Annotated in this window: 16 protein-coding genes and 2 tRNA genes; 13 read left to right on the forward strand and 5 right to left on the reverse strand. The window is 70.1% G+C overall.

Going from position 1 to position 16,712, the window contains the following annotated elements; all coding sequences use genetic code 11:
• Positions 1-113: 113 nt before the first annotated feature.
• Complete coding sequence (locus tag ACWDAG_RS22770) at positions 114-638, reverse strand: DsbA family protein (RefSeq protein ID WP_450697379.1); 525 nt, start codon at positions 636-638, stop codon at positions 114-116.
• A gap of 234 nt (positions 639-872) precedes the next feature.
• On the opposite strand from ACWDAG_RS22770, the gene ACWDAG_RS22775 reads away from it, so the two are divergent.
• Together ACWDAG_RS22775 and ACWDAG_RS22780 are read left to right on the forward strand one after the other, a co-directional pair.
• The gene (locus tag ACWDAG_RS22775; protein WP_450697380.1) at positions 873-1,316 is read left to right on the forward strand and encodes a hypothetical protein; all 444 of its coding nucleotides are present in this window, start codon (positions 873-875) and stop codon (positions 1,314-1,316) included.
• A 154-nt stretch (positions 1,317-1,470) separates the two neighbouring features.
• Complete coding sequence (locus ACWDAG_RS22780) at positions 1,471-1,623, forward strand: hypothetical protein (protein ID WP_180292031.1); 153 nt, start codon at positions 1,471-1,473, stop codon at positions 1,621-1,623.
• Positions 1,624-1,690: 67 nt separating this feature from the next.
• Here the strand turns inward: ACWDAG_RS22780 and ACWDAG_RS22785 are convergent, their stop codons facing one another.
• Positions 1,691-2,251, reverse strand: coding sequence for a CGNR zinc finger domain-containing protein (locus ACWDAG_RS22785; protein ID WP_450697381.1), 561 nt, complete (start codon positions 2,249-2,251; stop codon positions 1,691-1,693).
• 242 nt (positions 2,252-2,493) lie between these two features.
• Positions 2,494-2,907, reverse strand: a complete 414-nt coding sequence (locus tag ACWDAG_RS22790; protein WP_004002642.1) for an SsgA family sporulation/cell division regulator — start codon at positions 2,905-2,907, stop codon at positions 2,494-2,496.
• A gap of 201 nt (positions 2,908-3,108) precedes the next feature.
• On the opposite strand from ACWDAG_RS22790, the gene ACWDAG_RS22795 reads away from it, so the two are divergent.
• From ACWDAG_RS22795 to ACWDAG_RS22825, 7 genes are all read left to right on the forward strand, one after another.
• Positions 3,109-3,573, forward strand: a complete 465-nt coding sequence (locus ACWDAG_RS22795; RefSeq protein WP_450697382.1) for a TIGR02611 family protein — start codon at positions 3,109-3,111, stop codon at positions 3,571-3,573.
• Between the two features lie 88 nt (positions 3,574-3,661).
• A tRNA-Val gene (locus ACWDAG_RS22800) sits at positions 3,662-3,733 on the forward strand.
• Positions 3,734-4,065: 332 nt separating this feature from the next.
• Positions 4,066-5,355, forward strand: a complete 1,290-nt coding sequence (locus ACWDAG_RS22805; protein WP_450697383.1) for an ABC transporter substrate-binding protein — start codon at positions 4,066-4,068, stop codon at positions 5,353-5,355.
• Between the two features lie 131 nt (positions 5,356-5,486).
• Positions 5,487-6,452, forward strand: a complete 966-nt coding sequence (locus tag ACWDAG_RS22810; protein ID WP_450697384.1) for a carbohydrate ABC transporter permease — start codon at positions 5,487-5,489, stop codon at positions 6,450-6,452.
• Positions 6,449-7,333 (forward strand): carbohydrate ABC transporter permease, encoded by an 885-nt coding sequence (locus tag ACWDAG_RS22815; RefSeq protein ID WP_450697385.1) that lies wholly within the window; start codon positions 6,449-6,451, stop codon positions 7,331-7,333. Before ACWDAG_RS22810 ends, ACWDAG_RS22815 begins: the two co-directional genes overlap by 4 nt.
• Before the next feature lie 10 nt (positions 7,334-7,343).
• On the forward strand, positions 7,344-7,934 hold the full coding sequence (locus ACWDAG_RS22820) for a hypothetical protein (RefSeq protein ID WP_450697386.1): 591 nt from the start codon (positions 7,344-7,346) through the stop codon (positions 7,932-7,934).
• Between the two features lie 91 nt (positions 7,935-8,025).
• On the forward strand, positions 8,026-10,761 hold the full coding sequence (locus tag ACWDAG_RS22825; RefSeq protein WP_450697387.1) for an exo-rhamnogalacturonan lyase family protein: 2,736 nt from the start codon (positions 8,026-8,028) through the stop codon (positions 10,759-10,761).
• A 96-nt stretch (positions 10,762-10,857) separates the two neighbouring features.
• On the opposite strand, the gene ACWDAG_RS22830 is transcribed toward ACWDAG_RS22825, so the two are convergent.
• Positions 10,858-13,257 carry an SCO7613 C-terminal domain-containing membrane protein gene (locus tag ACWDAG_RS22830; RefSeq protein ID WP_450697388.1) on the reverse strand — a complete coding sequence of 800 codons (2,400 nt, stop codon included), beginning with the start codon at positions 13,255-13,257 and terminating at the stop codon, positions 10,858-10,860.
• An 89-nt stretch (positions 13,258-13,346) separates the two neighbouring features.
• On the opposite strand from ACWDAG_RS22830, the gene ACWDAG_RS22835 reads away from it, so the two are divergent.
• Positions 13,347-13,793 (forward strand): SRPBCC family protein, encoded by a 447-nt coding sequence (locus tag ACWDAG_RS22835; protein WP_450697389.1) that lies wholly within the window; start codon positions 13,347-13,349, stop codon positions 13,791-13,793.
• A gap of 39 nt (positions 13,794-13,832) precedes the next feature.
• Positions 13,833-13,904, forward strand: a tRNA-Val gene (locus ACWDAG_RS22840).
• A gap of 53 nt (positions 13,905-13,957) precedes the next feature.
• On the opposite strand, the gene ACWDAG_RS22845 is transcribed toward ACWDAG_RS22840, so the two are convergent.
• Entirely contained in the window at positions 13,958-14,683 is a 726-nt protein-coding gene (locus tag ACWDAG_RS22845) for an exonuclease domain-containing protein (RefSeq protein WP_450697390.1), read from the reverse strand.
• 168 nt (positions 14,684-14,851) lie between these two features.
• On the opposite strand from ACWDAG_RS22845, the gene ACWDAG_RS22850 reads away from it, so the two are divergent.
• Positions 14,852-15,418 (forward strand): DUF4365 domain-containing protein, encoded by a 567-nt coding sequence (locus ACWDAG_RS22850; RefSeq protein ID WP_450697391.1) that lies wholly within the window; start codon positions 14,852-14,854, stop codon positions 15,416-15,418.
• The gene (locus tag ACWDAG_RS22855; protein ID WP_450697392.1) at positions 15,415-16,641 is read left to right on the forward strand and encodes a hypothetical protein; all 1,227 of its coding nucleotides are present in this window, start codon (positions 15,415-15,417) and stop codon (positions 16,639-16,641) included. The genes ACWDAG_RS22850 and ACWDAG_RS22855 overlap by 4 nt, the downstream gene beginning before the upstream one ends.
• Positions 16,642-16,712: the final 71 nt, after the last annotated feature.

Consider the following 16,712-nt stretch of genomic DNA (forward strand, 5'->3'; position numbering starts at 1 on the left):
GGCGCGGGGCGTGTCGATATGCGGCGCCGCCGCGTGGGCGCGACCAGCCACGACGACGCCGCAGACGAGCGACAGTCCATGGCCGCACATACCGAGGAGTGCCAAGGAGGCGGTCAGGCCCCCGCCTCGGCCAGCAGCCGGTCCACGATCTCCTCGATCCGCTCCCGCAGCCCCTCCTGGCTCTTGCCGCCGTCCAGGCGCTCGCCGCCGATGACGTACGTCGGGGTACCGGTCACGCCGATCGCCTTGCCCTCGGCCTGGTCGGCGTCGACGATCAGGATGTGCCGGCCGTCGATCAGCGCGGTGTCGAACTCCTCGGCGTCCAGACCGAGTTCGGTGGCCACTTCGACCAGGAAGGGTTCTCCCTTACGGTCCAGCTCCTCGACCCGCGCCAGCACGGCCTCGACGTAGGCCCAGCCCTTGCCCTGTTCGAGGGCCTCCTCGGCGGCCTGCGCGGCAGCGAAGGCGTGCTTGTGCTTCTCCAGCGGGAAGTGGCGCAGCCGCAGTTCCAGTCGGTCGCCGTAGCGGGCGCGCAGGGCACGCAGGTCGTCGAGGGCGCTACGGCAGTCGGAGCACTGGAGGTCGCACCAGACGTCGAGGACGGGCGCGGCGGGAGGCACGGGGGAGGACTCGCTCATGCCGTCAGTCTCCCAGCTCGGACCTGGTCGACCCAATCGGCCCCCGGCCTCGGTGACCTGCGTCCCGGAACCCTGATCCACACCCGGGGCAGTGCCCGGGACCGGCACCTTCGGAGGAGCCGACCCGGAGATGTCCCTGATGTCCGCCCGGACCATGGCCGCGCGGGGTCCGGGCGGTGCAGGATGGAAGGGACGAAAGTGCCCTGCCCGAGCGAGCCCTGCCTGGAGGACCGGATGATTGCCGAGACCGTCTGTTCCGCCGTGTCCGCGGCCGGCCTGGGCATCGCGGTGGTCACGGCCTACCGCAAGCGCTTCCTCGCGGCCGCCCGCATCGCTGCCTACTCACTCGTCCCCATCGGCCTGGTGATGACCGGCACCGTGCAGTGGCTGGCGGACACCGCTTTCAGTCCGACGGCCTGGGCGGGCTTCGGCGTGCTCGGCGCCGCCTGGCTGCTGTTCTCCACCACGCGCGCGGTGGAGCGCCGCCGGGGCGGCACCCGCAAGGAGCGCAGGGAAGCCAGGGCCGCGGGGCAGCGCGAAGCGGTCGCTCCGACGGCTTCCGCGCCTTCCCTGGGCCCGGGGGCCCGGCAGGCGACCCGGCCCGCGAGCACACCCCGCACCGAGTCGGGGGACGACTTCAGCGACATCGAGGCCATCCTCAAGAAGCACGGCATATGACCCGCGCATGACGACTGAAACGACACAGTGGATCAAGGCTGTGGCGTGAAGTGATCACGACCCGAACCGGACTTCACGGATTCCGGCGAACTGCCGGTCATTCCGGGCGTGTTGAGCGCGCCGGACGTGCGGAATGCGCCATCATCGCCGCGAGATGCTGGACACGGAACACGGCGACACCGCGCCGCCGAAGGACGAGCCGCGCGGATGCCTCTTCGCCCTTTCCCAGCCACCGCTGATGATCTTCCTTGCGGTGATCGGGTGTCTGCTGCTCATGGCTTCGTTGCACGACCTGCTGATGCTGTGAGCCGTACCCGTGGTCCCCGGCGCCACCCGCTGGGGGACCACGTCGACATCCCTGTCCGGCCCGGATGTCAGCCCGCCGCCTCCTTGCGCCGTGCCCGGTACGCGGCCACGTGCAGTCGGTTTCCGCAGGTACGGCTGTCGCAGTAGCGGCGCGAGCGGTTGCGGGAGAGGTCGACGAAGGCGCGCCGGCAGTCGGGGGCCTCGCAGCGGCGCAGTCGCTCCTGCTCACCGGCGACCACGAAGAAGGCCAGTGCCATCCCGCAGTCGGCCGCCAGATGGTCGGCGACCGAGGCGCCGGGCGCGAAGTAGTGCACATGCCAGTCGTAGCCGTCGTGGTCCGTGAGGCGCGGAGTCGTGCCGGCGGCGGCGACCAGCTCGTTGATCACGCCGGCGGCGGTCCGGGCATCGTGTGCCGCGAAGACCGAGGCGAACCGGCCACGGATCTTGCGCACGGCCGAGAGGTCGAACTCCGAGAGCGCCCCCACATCGCTGATTTCGTGGTTTTGTACGAAATCCTCGAGAGCCGCGACGTCGGGCAGTCCGTCCGGTGCCGTGTCGTCCTCCGGTGCGGTGTTCACCAGATCCACCACGGTGTCGAGCGCGCACCGGGTGTCGTGGGTGATCAGCACGTTTCGCTCCCTGGCCTGGGGGTCGGGCGGACGCCCGCCTCATGCAGGCCGATGTTAGTGGCTTGCCGCCCGGCTGCGGGCGGTCGTGCCGTCGGGGCTCCTTCCCCCTGCGCCGCCGCACACACCGGCGCCGCCCCACGACTCGATCGCGGCGGCGGCGCTGATGCGTACCGTATGCAGTTGTTCTGGCCCGAGCCGTCTCCCCGAGTCGACGGCGCCGGGCGGCTTCGTGGTGCCTCGCCCTAGCTCTCCGCCAGGATGTGCGAGAGCTCCTGATCCAGATCGAAATGCCGGTGTTCCGTGCCGGGGGGCACAGCGGCGTCGGTTCGCTTCAGGAAGGACTCCAGCGCTCGCGCCGGGGCTTCCAGCAGGGCCTCGCCCTCCGGAGAGCTCAGCGCGATGCACACGACCCCCTGACCGTGACTGCGTGACGGCCAGACACGGACGTCGCCGGTGCCGGTGGGCCGGTGCAGCCCCTCCGCGAGGAGGTCGCGGGCGAACACCCACTCGACGGTCTCCTCGGCTCCGGTGTGGAAGGTGGCGTGCACGGCGTAGGGGTCGGCCGTGTCGTACCGCAGGCCTGCGGGGACAGGCAGGGAGGACTCGCTCGACACAACGAGGCGCAGGTGCAGCTCGCAGCTGACCGTGGTGTTCATAAGCGCCAGGGCCTTTCGCTCAGTGTGCGCTCGGGGATTCGCACGTCGGCGAAATCGACATGCCACCTACGGTGCCGTTGTAAACCCCTCTGAGTGTTTTGCGTGCCTTTACGTAACTCTTCCGGCCGATGGGTCGTTCGCGCGGTACGGCCATTCCGGTGACTGGTTTCCGCTCGGTAAAGTAAGGTAAAGTTTGGCCGTATGAATACGGGGAGTAACCGGACCGAGGGAGTTCCGGGCGAGGCTGTCGTGGCATCGGACGAGACGAGGCCGGACGGGGCACAGGGCGAGCACGGGCTCGGCTCCAAGGCGCCGGCGTTCATCAAGAGGCGTCGCGCCCTGCATCTGAGCTGGCAGGTCGGGGTCTTCGTCGTCGGTCTCGCGGTCGTGGTCGCCGGCATCGTGATGCTGCCGCTGCCCGGGCCCGGCTGGGTGGTGATCTTCGGTGGCATGGCCATCTGGGCGACCGAGTTCGTATGGGCCCAGCTGGTGCTCCGCTGGACGAAGCGCAAGGTCACCGAGGCGGCCCAGCGGGCCCTCGACCCCAAGGTGCGGCGCCGCAACATCACGCTCACGGCGATCGGTCTCGTGATCGTGGGCGTGCTGGCCGGGATCTACCTCTGGAAGTTCGGCGTCGTGATGCCCTGGAAGATCAGGAACCAGTGATCCGGGCGGGCGGCGCGGGTGCCGGTGCGTACCGGTTCATGCTGGTCACAGGCACCCCCTGACATGGGGTAATGTTCTTCCTGCGTCCGGGCGATTAGCTCAGTGGGAGAGCGCTTCGTTCACACCGAAGAGGTCACTGGTTCGAACCCAGTATCGCCCACCCGGACCGGCGGCCCGTCTGCGAGAGCAGGCGGGCCGCCGCCGTATGCACCCCCGTGCGGGTCCCGCGTGCCGGTGGGTTTCGGCCGAGCAACATCCGTGTGCGGATGGCCAGTTGATGTTCGGTCCGTCGGGCGCACGCCTCTCACCTGTGGCATCGCCCCGCTCATGGCGCGTTCTGATGCCGATGCGCCGTCAACCCGTCCGGGCGTCCGGTAAGAAATTCCTGTCCGAATCATTGACGCACCCCGAGGCCCTCCGTAACTTGTGGCGGCAAGCGCTTACTTGAAACGATTCATGCAGCTGGCAATGATGCCGGGGAGGGGCCCGACTGTGGGAACCAGCAGGAATGTTGAGAGGCGTACGATCCTCAAGGCTGCCGGGGCGTCGGCGGCCGCGCTGGGGCTGGCCGCGACGACGGGCTGCGGTGGCGACAGCGGCACCTCCGCCGACGGGACAGTGACGATCCGTTACTCGTGGTGGGGTGCGGACGAACGGGCCAAGAAGATCAACCGGACCATCAGGCTCTTCGAGAAGAAGTACCCGAAGATCAAGGTGAAGACGGACTTCCAGGACTACGTCTCATTCTGGGAGAAGTTCCAGACGCAGGCGGCCGGCGGAAATCCACCGGACGTTTTCCAAAACGCCGTCACTTTCCTTCGGAAGTACGACAAGAGAAGCATCCTGCTCGACCTCAAGCCCCAGATCGGCGCGGGCAATCTGAGCCTGGACGACTTCCGTGCGGGCGTCACCAAGGTGGGCGAGGTCGACGGCAAGCAGCTCGGCATCCCCGTCGGCTCCAACACGATGGCGCTGGTGATCGACAAGAAGGTCTTCCAGAAGGCGGGCGTCGAGCCGGCCACGGGCTGGACCTGGGACGACTACTTCAAGGCCCTCAAGACCATCCACGACAGGACCAAGGTGCCCGGCGACACGGGCTACTTCAGCATCATGTACCTGTACGACCTGTATCTGCGGCAGAACGGAAAGGCGTTCTACACCAAGGACGGGCTCGGTTTCGACAAGGCCGATCTGACGGAGTGGTGGCAGGACGGCTACAGCCGCGTGAAGGCCGGCATCATCACCGACCCCAGGACCGTCGAGCAGGACCGGCCCAAGTCCTCCCTCTCCGCCGGCCACGGAGCCTCGGAATTCACCTGGGACAACTTCACCGTTCGTTACACGGCCGAGGGCAACAGCGAGTACGGCCTCGCGCCGATCCCCACCATCGACGGAAAGCACACCGGGCAGTACCTGGCCTCCCTGATGCTGAGCGCCTCCGCGCGCACCCAGCACCCCAAGGAGGTCGCCCGGTTCATCGACTTCATGGTCCACGACCCCGAAGTCGGCAAGATCATGGGCTACGACCGGGGCATCCTCGCCTCGACCCAGCAGTATGACGCGTTCAAGCCGACCGACCCGGTCAACAAGGAGATCGCGCAGTACGAGGCGGACACCGCCAAGGCCGGCGTCCTCGGCACGATCACCCCGCACCCCTCCGGTGCCGACACCATCGAGGCGGCCTTCCTGCGCATCGGTGGCGACCTGGCCCAGGGCAAGACGAAGCCCTCCGCCGCGGTGAAGCAGTTCTTCGACGAGTCGCAGGCCGCCTTCCAGGCGTAGGCGCTCCGCTGGGGGCCCGGTGGGTTGCTTTTTGTCTGCCGCGCCGTCGTGGCTGGTCGCGCAGTTCTCCGCGCCCCTTTGGGGGCGCCTTCGCCGGAGACCCCTGGCCCCGGAACCGATTGGGAAGCACCGTGACGCTCGTCAAGGAATCACCGCCTGCCACCCGGAAGGCCCGCTCCGGCGCCCCCGCCGCCGTCAAGCGGCGAGGGCGGCGGGAGAACCTCGCCGGCTATCTCTTCATGTCCCCGTGGATCGCGGGCTTCCTGCTCCTGACCGCGGGGCCCATGGTCGCCTCGCTCTACTTCGCGTTCACCGACTACAACCTCTTCAACACCCCGAAGTGGGTCGGTCTCGACAACTTCACCAAGATGTTCGACGACCCCCGGTGGCAGAGGTCGGTGGAGGTGACGGCCAAGTACGTCATCATCGGCACCCCGCTGAAGCTGTTGCTCGCCCTCGGGGTCGCCCTGCTGCTCGCACAGAGCCGCCGCGGACAGGCCTTCTACCGGGCCGCGTTCTACGCGCCCTCGCTCATCGGCGCGAGCGTCTCGGTCGCCTTCGTCTGGCGGTCGATCTTCTCCGACAACGCCATCGTCGACCGTACGATGTCGGTCTTCGGCTTCCACGTCGGAGGCTGGGTCGGCAACCCCGACTGGATTCTCTACTGCCTGGTCGCGCTCACCGTCTGGCAGTTCGGCGCGCCCATGGTCATCTTCCTGGCCGGGCTCAAGCAGGTGCCCAAGGAGCTGTACGAGGCCGCCGAGCTGGACGGCGCCGGGGCCTTCCGCAAGTTCTGGAGCATCACGCTGCCGATGATTTCCCCGGTGCTGTTCTTCAACGTCCTGCTGGAGACCATCCACTCGTTCCAGATCTTCGGTTCGGCCTACGTCGTCTCCAACACCAACTGCGGTCCGGCCGACGCCACGCTCGTCTACACCTGCTACCTCTACCAGCAGGGCTTCAAGAACGCCCAGATGGGCTTCGCCTCCGCGATGGCCTGGATGCTGCTGCTCGCCGTGGCCCTGGTGACCGCCGTCCTGTTCTGGTCGCAGAAGAAGTGGGTGCATTACGAAAACGACGCAGAGGACGCCCGATGAGTGCCACCACCCCCACCACCTCGAAGCCGCTCGGCGGTCCCGGCCGCAGGCGCGCCGGCTCGCTCGCCTGGCACATCGGCTCGCTGCTGGTCCTCGCGGTCGTCCTCTATCCCGTCGTCTGGGTGATCGGCGCGTCCTTCAAGCCGAGCAAGGACATCATCAACAGCCTTCAGCTGTTCCCCGCCCATCCCGTCCTGGAGAACTTCAAGGGCCTGGCCGACGGCATCGCCGACATCTCGATCTGGACGTTCTTCCAGAACTCCCTCTTGTACGCGGGCGGCGCCGTCGTCGGCATCCTGATCTCCTGCTCGCTGACGGCGTACGCCTTCGCCAAGATCAGGTTCGCGGGCCGGAACCTGCTGTTCTCGCTGATGATCGGCACGCTTCTGCTGCCGTATCACGTGCTGCTGATACCGCAGTACGTGATGTTCCAGAAGCTGGAGCTGATCAACACCTATGTACCGCTGCTGCTGGGCAAGTACCTGGCCACGGAGGCCTTCTTCGTCTTCCTCATGGTGCAGTTCATGCGCAACCTGCCGAGGGAGCTGGACGAGGCCGCCCGGATCGACGGCTGCGGGCATCTGCGGATCTACTGGTCGATCGTGCTGCCGCTGTGCCGGCCCGCGCTCATCACCAGCGCCATCTTCACCTTCATCAACGCCTGGAACGACTTCATGGGTCCGCTGATCTACCTCAACGAGCCCGGCAAGTACACCGTCTCCCTCGGCATGATGATGTTCCGCGACTCCGACGGCGTCGCCGCAAACTACGGCGGCCTGATCGCGATGTCGCTGGTGGCGCTGCTGCCGGTGCTGCTGTTCTTCCTCGCCTTCCAGCGCTATCTGATCGACGGTATGGCGACCTCCGGACTGAAGGGCTGAGGCGGTCACCATGGCCGAAGTGCGGGTCAAGGCGCGCAAGGAGCCGGTGTTCGCGGAGCGGTTCGGGGTCTTCGCCGAATGTCTGCTCACCGGGGTGTGGATCGCGGTGGCCTCGCTGGGAGTGGTGACCTTTCCGGCCGCCTTCGCCGCCGGGGCGCGGCATCTGCGCCGTCGCACGGGCCATGAGGGCGGCGGCCGGCAGGAGTTCGTCCGCGACTTCCGTACGGCCCTGCGGGGCGGGTGGATCGCCGGGCTCGTCGGGTGGCTCGCGGCGGGCGTGGTCCGGGTGGACCTCCAGGCCGCGCGTGCCGGGCTGCCCGGGGGACCGTTCGTGGGGGCCGTCGGCCTGTTCGCGCTGATCGGACTCGTCGTGGCCGGGCTGCGTGCGGCGGCGGTGTGGGAGCCGGGGGCGCTCTGGCGGACGCTGCTCGCCGAAGCCGGCCGCCGTACCGTCCTCGACCCCGCCGGATCCTTCCTGCTCGTCGGCGGAGTGGTCCTCGTCGTCTGTTCCGCCCTGCTCATCGCGCCCCTGGCGGTCCCGGTCCTGGGGGCCGTCGCGGCCGCGGCCGTCGCCGTGGAGGAGCGGTACCGGCGCCGCTGACGGGCGGTGCCCTGTACGTCGAGGTCGACGCCCTGTGCGCCGCACCTCTCCCTGTCATGCCCCTGACCAGCTGTCCATGGAAGGAATGGCCATGTCCCCCATCCCCCGCAGGACCCTCCTCAAAGCCGCTGCCGTCGCCGGAGCCGCCGCGCAGTTCAGCTGGGCGCCAGGGGCGACGGACGCGCAGGCCGAGACCAGATCCGAGGCGGTCGACGCGGATCCGGTGACCCTGGACTGGCTGGAGGAGGGTGGTCTCGGCGCCGCGCCCGGCTCCACCGTCGGCATCCCGTGGCCGAAGGGCGCCCATCAGCCCGACCAGACCTTCGCGCTCACGGACGCGGACGGCAAGGCAGTGCCCGTGCAGTCCTGGCCGATCGCCTACTGGCCGGACGGCTCCCTCAAGTGGTCGGCGCACGCGGTGAGTTCGGGCTCCGGCAAGCTCACCCTAGCCGTCGGCGACGCGGCGACCCCCGACAAGAAGGTCACCGTCGACAGGAGCGGGGGCACCATCGACGTCTCGACCGGCCTCATCACCGTCAAGATCGGCAAGAACGGCTCCACCATCATCAAGTCGGTGACCCGTGGATCGACGGAGATCGCCAGGAACGGTCGGCTCGTCCTGATCCGCCAGCCGGAGATCGAGGACGAGGACCAGGGCACGGTGAAGACCGAGCGCTTCGACGGGGCCGTCGGAGAGGTCACCGTCGAGCAGGAAGGCCCCGTCCGGGCCGTCGTCCGCATCGACGGCAAGCACCGCAAGGGCGACCGGAGCTGGCTGCCGTTCTCCATCCGGCTGTACTTCTACGCCGGGGCCGACTCCTTCCGCATGGTGCACACCATCACCTACGACGGCACCCAGGAGCCCGGCAGGGCGAGCGGCGACTTCATCCGCGGACTGGGGGTGCGCTTCAGCGTCCCGATGCGGGACGCGTCGTACGACCGGCACATCCGCATCGGCGGCGAGGGCACCGGACTGCTGCGGGAGGCGGTCAAGGGCATCACCGGCCTGCGCCGCGACCCGGGTGCGGCCGTGCAGGCGGCCCAGTACGCGGGCCAGAAGCTGCCCGACCCCTCCACCTGGGACCATCGGGTGACGACGCGGCTGCAGTACATCCCGGAGTGGGGCGACTACACCCTCGCCCAGCTCTCCGCCGACGGCTTCACGCTCCGCAAACGCACCAAGAAGGGCTACGGCTGGATCGGCGCCGGCGGCGGCAGGCGGGCCTCCGGCTTCGGCTACGTGGGCGGCGTGAGCGGCGGATTCTCCTTCGGGCTGCGGGACTTCTGGGAGAAGCACCCCGCCCAGCTCGACATCCGCGGCGCCCACACCGAGGAGGCCGAGGTCACCCTCTGGCTCTGGTCGCCCGAGGCCCAGCCCATGGACCTGCGCTTCTACCACGACGGCATGGGCCAGGACACGTATGCGAAGCAGCTCGAAGGCCTCAACATCACCTACGAGGACTACGAGCCGAAGTTCGGCACCCCCTACGGCATCGCCCGCACCTCCGAACTCCTCTTCTGGGCCAACGAGTCGACACCCACCGCGGAAACTCTGGCTCAGCAGATCGAGGCCGTACGAGTGCTGCCGCAGCTCGCCGCCCCGCCCAGGCAGCTGATCAAGGCCAAGGTCTTCGGCCCGGGCCTGTACTCCGAGCCGGACCGCTCCACACCGGCCAAGGCGAAGATCGAGGACCACCTCGACTTCCTCTTCACCTACTACAAGGACCAGGTGGAGCAGCGCCGTTGGTACGGCTTCTGGGACTACGGCGACTTCATGCACTCCTACGACACCGTGCGCCACCAGTGGCGGTACGACGTCGGCGGCTACGCCTGGGACAACTCCGAGCTCTCGCCGGACATCTGGCTCTGGATGGCCTACATCCGCTCCGGCCGCGCGGACATCTTCCGCTTCGCCGAGGCCCTCACCCGGCACACGGGCGAGGTCGACGTCTACCACCTGGGCGACTGGGCGGGTCTCGGCACCCGGCACGGCGTCCAGCACTACGCCGACAGCGCCAAGCAGCAGCGCATCGCCAACACCACCTACCGGCGCTACTACTACTTCCTCACCGCCGACGAACGCGTCGGCGACCTCATGCACGCCAACGTCGACTCCGACGAGACCTTCCTGGTCCTCGACCCGCAGCGCAAGGTCCGTACCGACCCCTACACGCCCGACCGGCACGCCCTGTCGATCGGTTTCGGCACCGACTGGAGCGGTCTGGTGTCCGCGTGGCTGACCGAGTGGGAGCGCAAGGGCCCCAAGTGGGAGAAGGCCAAGGCACGCGTCCTGTCGACGATGGAGGGCATCGCCGCCCAGCCCAACGGCTTCGTCCAGGGCAGTGGACTGTACGACCTCGACACCGGCAGGTTCGCCGTCGCCTCGACGCCCGTGGTCTCCGTCTCGCACCTCTCGGCCGTCTTCGGCCTCAATGAACTGTGCGCCGAGCTCATCGACCTCGTGGACATGCCCAAGTTCAACCAGGCGTACTTCGACTACTGCCACTACTTCAACGCCACCAAGGCCGAGCAGAAGGCCCGCTACGGCTCCGACTTCGGCACCCTGCTGCTGTTCCAGGGGCACTCACGCCTGGACGCGTACGCCGCCGTACAGACGGGTGACGCTGCGCTGGCCGAGCGGGCGTGGACGAAGTTCTACAGCTCCGACGGGTATACCGACGCTTCGCCCTGGAAGACGGAGAAGCTGAGCGGGCCGGTGACGTTGGTCGCCGGCAGCGAGGCCGCTTGGGTGTCGTCGAACGACACTGCGCTGTATGGCCTTGCGGCCATCGAGAATCTGGCCCTTCTCGGCGACAAGATGCCGTAGCGCTCCGCTGAGAGTGCCGGGGGAACTGCGCTTGTTTGTCGTCTGCGGGCCGTATGCGGCTTGTCGCGCAGTTCCCCCCGCCCCTTTGGGGGCGCTTCAGTGCATGGTGGTCAAGATGTCCCGGACTCGGCGGACATCCCTGAGGCGGCGTTCGTAGGTGGCCCCCAGCGCCAGCAGGAGCAGGCCCGCGAGTGCGAAAGGTACCCAGCGGGGGAGGGCGCCCGTCATCTGTACCAGGTACGGGGCCAGTTCGTGCAGGGCGTCCAGGACCAGTACCGAGGCGCCGAGGACGAGGGGTGCCTGGAGGCGGTGGCGGGCGCCCAGCAGGGTGGTCAGGAGGGCCGCCGCGCCGAGCAGCAGCGGGCGCGTCCAGTGCGGGTCGTGCCAGGCCGCGGCGAGGCTCGGCAGCAGGGTGGCGGCGAGTCCGGCGCCGTACGCCGTCCACGAGGACGCCTGCGGATCGCGGGACCTGCGCCAGGCGCCGACACACAGCGCCGGGACGGTGACCGGGAGCGTGTACGCCTCGACGGTGCCGATGTCCCAGGCGGCCAGGCGGACCCAACTGGCCAGCAGGAACAGGGCGGCGGCCGCGTATCCGACGGTGCGGCGGTCGGGGCGTACCGCCGTGCCCGCCGCGATCACTCCGCACAGGGCCAGCACCAGGGCGAGCATCGACGGAGCGGTGATCGCGAGGCCGACGGCCAGCAGTCCGGCGGCGGCTCCGGTCACTTCGACCGGCACGCGCGCGTGGCTCTCGCCGAGGCGTGCGGCGAGCAGGGCCGCGGCCGCCGGGACCACCAGGACCAGCAGCGCCGTGTGCTGCGGCCGCCAGTCGGCCGCCAGACCCGTCGCGCCCGCCAGCGCGGTGGCGTACACGAGCGCGGCCGGTGCGGTGACGGGCGCGAGGTGCGGCCGCAGCGAGGCAGCGGCGAACAGCGCCGTCAGGGCGGACAGCACGGTGAGGGTGGCCGTCTGGGAGGCCAGCGAGAGGAAGACCAGGGAGACCGACCCGCCCAGGGCGAGCGTGGTGCCGGTCGCGGGCAGGAGCCGGAAGGCCGCCGCCGAGAGGGCCGCTCCGGTCGCCGCACCCTGCAGCAACAGGGTGGCGGAGTAGGGGAGTTGGAGTACCGCAGGCAGCGTCATGGCGGTCGCCCAGGCGAGGAGCGTCGCGCCGGTCAGTGCCTGGGTCCGTCGGGTCTCGCTGCGGACCAGCAGCGCCAGTACGGCCGCGACGACCACCGGGCCGAGGAGCAGCTGACCGGGATACGGCGGCCACGGCATGTGGACTGCCGCCGCGGCACGGGCGTCCGAGGGCGCACCGGTCCACCAGCGCTCCGCCCAGCCCAGCGGGCCCAGCAGTGCGACCATGACCAGTGGCAGCGCACAGACGACGGCGACCGCCTGCACCGCGGCGGAGGCCTGGACGAACCCCCGCCGCACCGGCTCGGGCAGCCGCACCCGCAGGACCGCGAGCAGCGCGATGCCGCAGGCCAGATACCCCGGCACCGTCCAGCCCTCGGGCAGCGTCCCCCGCAGCACGCCACCGACCGCAGCGACCAGCAGCAGACCGCCCGGCACGGCGTTGGCCGTCGCCACGGCCGGCTTCGGCAGCCGCCAGGCGGCGCCCAGCGCGATCACCGCCGCAAGGGTGAGGAGCGCCGCCGCACGGGCGGCGGCGCCCGGGCCGGCTGCCTCCCACGAGAGCCAACCGGCCGTCAGTGCACCCAGGGCGCCCGTGCCGTACGCGCCGACGGCGGCGAGGAGGCGTACGGACCTGGCGTTCACCCGGAGCGCCACACCTGTGTCGAACCCGGCCGTCAGGAGCAGCGCGGCCGCGATCCCGGACGACCCCGCGGTGGCCGAGACCGCCCAGAAGAACAGCGGGAGCTGGGCCGCGGCCAGCGCGGCGGGCAGCGGCAGCCGCAGCTCCGCCGCACGCGGCAGCAGGCCGTACGCCGCCCAGAGCCCCGCCAGCAGCGCGGAAGCGAAGGCCGTGTACCCCGCGCCGTCCGTCCCCATGAAGGCGACCTGCTGCAACGCATACGCGTCCAGCACCGTCAGCGCCAGCCCCAGGCCGGCCACCGACTCGGCCGTCGAACGCAGCCCGCGCCGCAGCAGGAGAAACGGCGCACCGAGCGCGGTCACCGTGACCGCGCCGAGCACCAGGGCCCGCCCCGCGATCCCCAGATGCCCCCAGCTGACCAGCGTGAACACCATCGCGGCGACGGTGAGCAGGACCCCGCCGAGCAGCAGCAGAAGGTTCTGCACGCCGGGCGCGGTGGCCTCCGGGCGAGAGGCCTCGACGGGCGCCTGCGGTGCCGGGTGCACCGGGCGTGCTGCCTGGAGCGCGGCGACCAGCCAGGCGCGGCGATGGAGCAACTGGGCCCGGCGGGCGTCCAGTTGCCAGAGCTCGGCGTCGAGGAGTCGCAACTCCTCGGCCGGGGGCGGAACATGCGTCATGCCTCGGAGTGTGGTCCCCGTCACGTCGTACGGCATGAGTGCAGGTACTCAGCCACATACTCAGATCCCGCCACCGCGGCTCGGATGCGAGGGCGAACGCCCTGGGTACGGGGCAGACTCCCGCCATGGACTGGACGCACTACCGCTTCCGCAGCCTCTGGGCCGTGCCCGCCTTGCCCGCCACCGTGTACGGGGTGCTGGAGCGGGCCGAGGAGTACCCCCGCTGGTGGCCCCAGGTGCGGGAGGTGACCCGGCTCGACGACACCACCGGCGTCATCCGGATCCGCTCCGTCCTCCCGTACGACCTGCACTTCACCGCCCGCCAGACGCGGCACGACCCCGTCGCGGGCGTCCTGGAGATCGCCATGTCCGGCGACATCGAGGGCTGGGCGCGCTGGACGATCACGGCCGGGGGCGCAGGCACCCTCGCCCGCTTCGAGCAGGCCGTCGTCGTGCACAAGCCTCTGCTGAGGCGGTTCGCCGTACCGGGCAGGCCGGTGTTCCGCGCCAACCACCGGCTGATGATGCGGGCCGGGCGGCGAGGCCTGGTCGCGTACCTGGAAGCGGTTTGAAGGAAACCCGCGAAGACCTGTATGGTTCAGTGCGTTCCCGGGCGATTAGCTCAGTGGGAGAGCGCTTCGTTCACACCGAAGAGGTCACTGGTTCGAACCCAGTATCGCCCACCGGGAAAGGCCGGTCCGCAGCAGCGGACCGGCCTTCTTCATGCCACCGCCCCTCATGCCGCCGCCGGAAGATCCGGCCGCAGCGGCCACGCCGGGTTCACGATCTCCTCCGTGCCGCTCTTCGCGAACCACGCCTGCAGACCGCGCGCCTGGGCCGCGTGCCACGTGGTCTGCAGGGTGTGCAGCTCGGCGGGGGACAGACGCTCCAGCCGGGCGGCGAAGCGACGCCCGAGGGCCCGTACGACGTCCAGTGCGGCCAGTGCGTCCGCCGCCGCGTCGTGCGCACCCTCCAGCGTGACGCCGTAGTGGGCGCACAGGTCGGTCAGGGTGCGACGGCCCTTGCGGTAGCGGTCCAGGTGCTTGTCGAGGACCCGTGGGTCGAGCACCCGCAGCGTCGAGGCCTCGAACCAGCGGTCCAGCGACGAGGCGCGATGGCGGCGCAACTCGCGGTCCAGAAGCGTCAGATCGAACGGCGCGTTCATCACCACGAGCGGACGGGCCATCGCCGCCTGCTCCGCCAGTTCCTCGGCTATCTCGTACATCACGGGCGCCGGCCAGCGGCCGTTGAGCGCCAGGTGTTCGTCCGTCAGCCCGTGCACCGCCGTCGCCGCCTCCGGCACCGGCACACCCGGGTTGACCAGCCAACGGGTCACCCGGGGCCGACTGCCCGGGGTGTCCTGGACGACAACGGCGGCCGACACGATCCGGTCGGTCTCGACGTCCACGCCCGTGGTCTCCGTGTCGAAGGCGGCCAGGGGCCCCTCGTACCAGGTCGTCATGCCAACACAACTCCTCGTTCACCCAGGGCAGCTGACGTCCCGTCTTCTGCCTGTTTGGTGATACCCGGGCTGTTTGCGCCGTACGCCGGAAGGACACAACAGGAGTACGGGTCTTTGCAGTTCAGCGGCCCGCAGCGGGGAAACTCTTGGCGTGGAAGGCTGTTGGTCATGGCGATAGCGCAGCCCGAGCGGGGCGGGCTGCTGCCCGAACGTACGGGCCCCCTTCGCGGCACACTCGCCACCACCGCCTGCATGGAGACACTGCAGGTGGGTTATCTGCACGCGGTCGCCGCGGCGGCCGGCTGCTCGCTGTCGCAGCCGTTTCCGGACAACGGCATCGACTGGCACGTCAGTCACGGCTCGCCCGGGCACACCGTCGACGACGAGGTGACCATCAAGGTGCAGCTGAAGTGCACGTACCAGGTCCCGCCGAACCCGCCGGGGCGCTTCTTCTCCTTCACGCTCGACAACGACCATCTGCGCAAGCTCGCGCGCACGCCCGTCTCGGTGCACAAGATCCTGGTCGTGATGCTCGTCCCGAGATCCCAGGAGGACTGGCTGCGCGCCAGCCATGACCGTCTCGACCTGCGGCACTGCTGCTACTGGGTCAACCTGGCCGGCCAGCCGGTCACCGGGCGGACCCGCACCACCGTGCGGATACCGACCTCACGCATCTTCGACGACCGAGCGCTGTGCGAGATCATGACGCGGGTCGGGGCCGGAGGCAGACCATGACGCACCGCCCGCTGGAGGAGCCGCTGCGGCCCGTCAGGCCGCACCCGGTCGAGGTCTCCTGGCACCGTCCCCCCGAGCCCGACGAGGTCGACCCCGCCGTGCTCAGCGCGCTGCTGCTCCGGCACGGCTGGGAGCGGCGCGGCGGAGCCGCCGGCCGGTACGGCCGCTGGACCCCGCCCGGCCCCGGCGGCGGGGGGACAAGCCTGCTCGTGCCGGAGAGCCGTGCCTTCCCCGACAGTGACGACCTGCTCGGTGAGGCGCTCGTCGCGCTGACCCGCAGCGGCACGCCCTCCGCCCGCGAGGTGCTGGTCGGGCTCGCCGTGCCCAGCGACGAGATCCGCTGGTGGCGGGATGTGCCGAGCGGTCCCGCCGGCTCCGCGCCCTGGGTGGTCGAGGAACAGTTGCGTGCCTCCGCCCGCCAGATGCTGCTCGCCGGAGCGCTCGCCACGCGCGCGCGTGCGGGCTATTACGGCGCCCGGCACCGCCGTGCCGCCGCCGCGCTGCTGGAGAGCGTCCTCGTCGGATCCGCGGCCGGCGGCAGCCGGCTGACCGCGTTCGTGCCCGTCGGCTCGGGGCGGCCACTCGCCGTGCGCCTCCACCAGGCCTTGTACGCCGCCCGCGAGGCCATCGACTACCAGCGCGCAACCGGTGGCATGGACGCCTTCGACGGCGCCGTCGAGGCAGGCGTGAGCCGTGAGCTCACCGAGGCGCTGATCGCCCTGGTGCGGGGCACCGAGGGCGCCAGGATCGCCGTCGAGTGGGCACCGGCCGCCGGGGTGCCCGAGGACTGCGGGGCGGGTGACGAGCCGGTGGAGTTCTCACCGGGCGACCTGCCCGTGCTGCGTGAGGCCGGGGCCCGCTATCTGCGCGAGGAGCCGTCCGTGCCCGTCCGGATCACCGGCACGGTGGTGCGGATGCGCAGGTCGGGGCCGCGCGGGGAGGGCAGCGTACGGCTGCGCGTGATCGCCGGAGCCGAGGTCCCGCACGTCCGGATCACGCTGGACGAGGAGGACTACCGCATCGCCGGGCACGCCCACCTCGTAGGGCTGCCCGTGCGGCTGCACGGGCGGCTGGAGAGCCGCGGCGGCTTCCGGCGGCTGACGGGAGCCTCGGGCGTCGCACCGGTGCAGGTGGACGAGGCGGAGCGGGACCGGCTCATGAAGTCCCTGCAGGAGAACCTCGACTTCTTCGAAGAGGCGTGCAGCGGGGAGGACGACGACTGAGCGCGGGCGTGCCTGCACAAAGGGCAACCGTTTCGCGGTCGGAGGGTCGGGGTCGGTACGATCCCCTATTG

The organism is Streptomyces sp. NPDC001157 (genome assembly GCF_053598255.1).

Bases quoted from the DNA above. Each gene is read 5' to 3' on its own strand.
- ACWDAG_RS22770 (WP_450697379.1), bottom strand. From the start codon at position 638: ATGAGCGAGTCCTCCCCCGTGCCTCCCGCCGCGCCCGTCCTCGACGTC.
- ACWDAG_RS22775 (WP_450697380.1), top strand. From the start codon at position 873: ATGATTGCCGAGACCGTCTGTTCCGCCGTGTCCGCGGCCGGCCTGGGC.
- ACWDAG_RS22780 (WP_180292031.1), top strand. From the start codon at position 1,471: ATGCTGGACACGGAACACGGCGACACCGCGCCGCCGAAGGACGAGCCG.
- ACWDAG_RS22790 (WP_004002642.1), bottom strand. From the start codon at position 2,907: ATGAACACCACGGTCAGCTGCGAGCTGCACCTGCGCCTCGTTGTGTCG.
- ACWDAG_RS22795 (WP_450697382.1), top strand. From the start codon at position 3,109: ATGAATACGGGGAGTAACCGGACCGAGGGAGTTCCGGGCGAGGCTGTC.
- ACWDAG_RS22815 (WP_450697385.1), top strand. From the start codon at position 6,449: ATGAGTGCCACCACCCCCACCACCTCGAAGCCGCTCGGCGGTCCCGGC.
- ACWDAG_RS22820 (WP_450697386.1), top strand. From the start codon at position 7,344: ATGGCCGAAGTGCGGGTCAAGGCGCGCAAGGAGCCGGTGTTCGCGGAG.
- ACWDAG_RS22825 (WP_450697387.1), top strand. From the start codon at position 8,026: ATGTCCCCCATCCCCCGCAGGACCCTCCTCAAAGCCGCTGCCGTCGCC.
- ACWDAG_RS22830 (WP_450697388.1), bottom strand. From the start codon at position 13,257: ATGCCGTACGACGTGACGGGGACCACACTCCGAGGCATGACGCATGTT.
- ACWDAG_RS22835 (WP_450697389.1), top strand. From the start codon at position 13,347: ATGGACTGGACGCACTACCGCTTCCGCAGCCTCTGGGCCGTGCCCGCC.
- ACWDAG_RS22845 (WP_450697390.1), bottom strand. From the start codon at position 14,683: ATGACGACCTGGTACGAGGGGCCCCTGGCCGCCTTCGACACGGAGACC.
- ACWDAG_RS22850 (WP_450697391.1), top strand. From the start codon at position 14,852: ATGGCGATAGCGCAGCCCGAGCGGGGCGGGCTGCTGCCCGAACGTACG.
- ACWDAG_RS22855 (WP_450697392.1), top strand. From the start codon at position 15,415: ATGACGCACCGCCCGCTGGAGGAGCCGCTGCGGCCCGTCAGGCCGCAC.